We start from the raw sequence: 4,660 nt of genomic DNA, 5'->3' as shown, positions 1-4,660 counted from the left end.
ACAGAATTCATGGTTACAAGACTAGTAACTTGGCTGTAACCATTACCAGGAGAGTAGTTGGGACTAATCCGTTCTCTTTTAGCACCCTATTGTCGTGACATTAGCTTCCCCTGAGTGTGACTTCAATATTGTAGGTGATCGACCTGTAACCTTCTGTAACCACTTCTAGATGAGGCTTTTGAACAGTTTGGGTATCTAATTCTTCCCCTGAACGTGACAACAAGCCCCTCTGCTGGTGACTTAAGCAAACATGAGGGAAGAGGCGAACAACTTGGTTACAGGCTTATTTAGCGTAAGGAAGTATTGCTAGACACTAAATATAGGATTAGTGCAGATTAACTATGTCAATACTGGTGTAGTACCAAGAAGTAACCACTAGATATAGGCATCGTTACTCTGGCTTTGGATGTCACTGTAACCTAACAGGTAACTTTGCTGTAACTATTATCCTATGAGCTTCTTAGCCATTTTTTCGATGGTTACACATCCCCTGGTTATGACATTAGCTTCCCCTAGTCGTGACATTCGATCGAGTCTCAAGTCACTGTAGCTGTAACCCTGCTGTAACCCCTGCTGGGTCTGTGTTTGAGATCATTTTGGTTACAAATCCCAGAAAGTAACCCCCTTTAGCAGGGACTTTAATTTCCCCTACTTCTGACTTTGCTATCCCCTGCTAGAGACTTTAGATACCCCTACTCATGACTTAAGATTTTTCAATGGCTCACCCATCAAAGGTTTTCAAGATCGTTACAAGCCTGATTAGATTAATTAGATCGATCACGGTGTAACCACATGGTTGGGCAAACTGAGGGGCTACGCTTTAAACGCGAAAAATTAATTGTTTCTCGTAGGTATGAGCTTGAAGTGTCAGCCTACGTTTGAAACCAATGTCAAAAGCGATCGCAATTCGATTCCTTTTGGCATCCATAGCCCAGGAGAAAATCCCATGACTTAAGAAGCCTCTCAGAACTGCAAAAGCCCCAACTGCTGACACAGATGGAGCTTTTAAGTTCAAACGTTACTTTCATCGCAATAGAGCGTAGTGATCCTAACTAGATACTTTGGCGAGTGACAGTTAGATCCCTAGTTTTGCTGTGCCCATTTTAAGCAAATTCCTTCAGGTGTTGCAAGCCAAGAGCTTCTGCACCCAAGTCTGCCTAAATTACGGCACAACGCTCTATTCCCTATTGCTTAATCAGGTAATTGGTCAGCCTACGTCGAACTGCCAATTGCCCAAGTTTTGTTTGGCTATTTGGAACAAAGCGTTTCATGGTAATCCACAAAAATTGGTTCTTCTTTGATACAGTTGGAGGTGTTGCATGAGCAAACCTCGTCGAGTAGAGCCGTTGCCCAGTGATGAATTAGGCAAGCGGCTGTATCAAACCTTCCCCTATCTTTGGAAGGCGATCGTCAAAACTAACGAGCCAGATAGCAGTTGGAAAACCTTAAATGACTATCCACTGCGTCCAAGGGAACTTTGGCGGTTCTGGCAGGATGCGGCTCAGGTTGTCGGGGTACGATTTGATTCGCTAACCCGCTACGCCATGATTGACTTAGATGTGAAGGGAGCCTATCACCCCAAACAGGATGCCCAAGCATTGTCTGTCATTCGAGCCGCATTAGAAACAATTGGAATCGCCCGAACGTTCCTGATCCAATCCAGTTCAAGTGGTGGACTGCATCTCTGGCTTCCCTTTCCAGAACAAATGCCCACTTTTGGGTTAGCAACTGCAATCCGACAATGTCTGGAAGCCCAGGGTCTAACGGTTGAGCAAGGACAGTTAGAGATCTTCCCCAACTGCAAAGCCTATGCGCGGGAAGGTGAGTTTACCGAGTATCAGGGGCATCGGCTTCCCCTACAACCCGCAACAGGTTCCCAGCTTCTGGATGATGACATCAATCCAATGGTTGGTGGATTGGAGCGTTTTTTTGAAATCTGGGATCACTGTGCGGCTGGGCAGGACACCGATCAGTTACGGCAGGCGATCGCCCAAGCTCAAAAGAATTGGAGAAAGCGATCGGCACGCCGAGATTCCGCTGTTGTGGAAGCATGGCGTACTGCCCTGGAGTTTGAAATCAGTGAAGGATGGACTGACCACGGACAAACGAATCACCTTCTGAAGCAGATTGCCTGCTATGGAGTCGTGTTTCAGCGGCTAGAGGGTGAACACTTGATTGAGTACGTCCAGCGTACTGCAACCAACAGTGCTGGCTATGCTCAATGGTGTCGTCACCAGCACGAGATTGAACTCCGTTGTCGGGTATGGGCACGAGCAGCAGAGGGGTATTACTGGCCGCTTGGAACAGAGGCTACACGCCAGGGCAATATTCACCAAGAAGAGGGGAATGGCGCGGTTTCGTCAGGCAATCTCGTCAATCAAGCGCGCGCTGAAGATGCTCAAGCCCGAATTACCCATGCATTGAATCATTTGAAAGAAGCAGGAGAATTGGCTCTATACAAGACAAAAACAGCCCTTGAGAATGCCATCATTAAACTTGCTAAATGTAGTAAGCAGACCACTCGCAAATATCTGCACCTCTGGTATCCCGAAGGGAGTGACCTGGTGCAAGAGGTGTGTACTAACCATACTGAAGCAGTTTTAGCCTCATCAGCATCGGCTCAAGTAGAACCTCAAAAATCGCTAGAACCCTTATCCAATCAGGAAGTACATACTAAGCCCTATATGAAGGGTTTAGCGCCTGCGGCTGATTCTGGTTTGACTCCTTCTCATATTTTGTCTTCCAGGGGGGGTACGGGGGGGTTATTCACAGCCCAAGCATGTGAAATGACTGGGGAGTTGTCTTTGCAAAACGTTCCTGTAGAAACTGCTCTGCCTGATTTAGGAAGAAGCAACCTAGAAAAAGCTCCTAAACCCTCTTTCCCTTCAACAGTGCATCCAAACCCCCCTTCTTCTCCCCCGCTGCATCCTCGTCCAAATTTGAAGCCAGCAACTCCAAAAAACAAACCTGCCTCAGCAGTGCCTATACCAAAGCAGCAAGATGACTTGAGATACCAGTTTGGTCAATTGGTAAACCAAATGGGCTGGTCATTAGATCAGGTAAAAGCATTTATTGGACAAGCGATCGGCAAGACTCTGCAAAATCTGGTGGAAGATGATTGGCTCTTGCTGGTTTACCAGATACAAAACCTTATATCAGCACCGCACGATCGTCCTTCCGATGACGTGGGGACTGGCTGAATATGAACCTCCAAGCACCTGCTTGTTTAACGGGCACCTGGATTTTTGATGACGAGCAAATTCTAAGCCCTAAAGCCTTATGATGAGAGCCGTTGTTGAATCTTCTTATTCCGTTGAATCGCATCATTCAGCTACTACAAGTTCAAGATCAACAGATCGTTGATGCCATCCTGACGGAGGTGACTGACAAGCACCTTGAGGATGCCAAGACATTTTGGGAGCCAATCTTGGTAGGAAGCGGTCAAGACGATGAGTACTGGAACTGGGTGGGTAAGAGCCGTCGATCGAAGTTGCTCCTAGGTGATGAGTTGTACGCGATCGAGTGCGAGGGTATCACTCAAGGGCTGATGATGCTCGATGTCTTAAAGAAACGCTGTCAGATTGAATCTCAGTTGCGACGACGGTTGGTATACATTAGTGCTTTGGCAACCGCCCCTTGGAATCGACCCCTCATCACGAACCCTCCGACTTATAAAGGTGTCGGGGGCAATCTGGTAGATTTTGCGATCGCCCGCAGCCATGAACTGGGTTATCAAGGCAGAATAGGATTACATGCGCTTCCAGGTGCGCTAGGATTTTACAGAAAGCTGCGAGTTGGACTGCTTAATTGCGGTCCTGACCCTGAAGAACCTGATAACCTCGTTTACTTCGAGACTTTGAGGATAGACGACCTATGACTCAATCGATCCCTGCCCAGTCAAAAGCCATCTCTGACAAAGCAGCTCGTCATCAACGTCTGCTAGAGCTGGTTGAAGCAGAGGACGCTGCCAATGGCGAAGTGGGTTGTGGACGGGATGTGGGAAAGGGGCTTTCAGGATATCTCATTACTCGCGGGGTTGCTCTTGACGATGAGAAACTGAAGAGCTTGTTGCGAGAGCACTTAGGGCACATTCTGATGGAGCCGGACTTTGATTCCATTACAACCCAGATTCAACGTCGGCTTGAATCTTTGGTTGTGCAATCCCTAGACAGTTCTTCGAGTTCTGCATCTTTACTAGATTCAACAAATGTCCCAGAGCATATTTCAACAGCGCAACTCAGAGAACTATTTCAATCACAAATTGCTGATTTTTTCTCTGAAGATACCTTAGAACAACTGATTCAGTGGAGCCATCGGATTATTCATAAAGCAGTACTTCAACCCCGACATACATGGTCTAAGCCGATATGGGTTCTACGAAGTGAAACACAGATTTACATCGTTCAGGAAACTGGAATTGAAGAGGCGATCGCTAAAGTCAAATCTCAACATCCTCAAGAAACAGGAGAATTTGAAGTCATCACAGTCGGAGGCGTTCTGGCACCTGACCAAGTGATATCTCTGGATATAGCCCTTTTGTGAAGTTCTTTTCTCGTATTTTACGATTATGAATATTAAAGATTTATTACTCCTGAATCCAGAGAGTCTTCTTTTAATCCGTGAAAATTTAGATGACCTTAAACCAGAGGAGCAGCAGTCC

3 protein-coding genes are annotated in these 4,660 nt (G+C 46.5%); all 3 read left to right on the top strand.

Translation table 11 applies throughout. From position 1 onward, the window contains the following. Window positions 1-1,319 precede the first annotated feature (1,319 nt). The 3 genes from ACR6Z4_RS32000 to ACR6Z4_RS31990 all read left to right on the top strand — a co-directional run bounded on the left by ACR6Z4_RS32000 (window position 1,320) and on the right by ACR6Z4_RS31990 (window position 4,542). Window positions 1,320-3,200: a hypothetical protein gene (locus tag ACR6Z4_RS32000; RefSeq protein ID WP_479721364.1), complete on the top strand. Its 1,881-nt coding sequence runs from the start codon at window positions 1,320-1,322 to the stop codon at window positions 3,198-3,200. A 95-nt stretch (window positions 3,201-3,295) separates the two neighbouring features. After that, window positions 3,296-3,877 carry a hypothetical protein gene (locus tag ACR6Z4_RS31995; protein ID WP_479721363.1) on the top strand — a complete coding sequence of 194 codons (582 nt, stop codon included), beginning with the start codon at window positions 3,296-3,298 and terminating at the stop codon, window positions 3,875-3,877. Further along, window positions 3,874-4,542 carry a hypothetical protein gene (locus ACR6Z4_RS31990; RefSeq protein WP_479721362.1) on the top strand — a complete coding sequence of 223 codons (669 nt, stop codon included), beginning with the start codon at window positions 3,874-3,876 and terminating at the stop codon, window positions 4,540-4,542. The genes ACR6Z4_RS31995 and ACR6Z4_RS31990 overlap by 4 nt, the downstream gene beginning before the upstream one ends. Window positions 4,543-4,660 lie beyond the last annotated feature (118 nt).

Source organism: Calyptranema fuscum S582 (assembly GCF_055793305.1).
Note: the sequence above shows the minus strand (reverse complement) of the source record. Positions and strands in the feature narration are given on the sequence as shown.

What these genes read in the sequence shown, in the direction of transcription:
- ACR6Z4_RS32000 (WP_479721364.1), top strand. Translation starts at nt 1,320, where the DNA reads ATGAGCAAACCTCGTCGAGTAGAGCCGTTGCCCAGTGATGAATTAGGC.
- ACR6Z4_RS31990 (WP_479721362.1), top strand. Translation starts at nt 3,874, where the DNA reads ATGACTCAATCGATCCCTGCCCAGTCAAAAGCCATCTCTGACAAAGCA.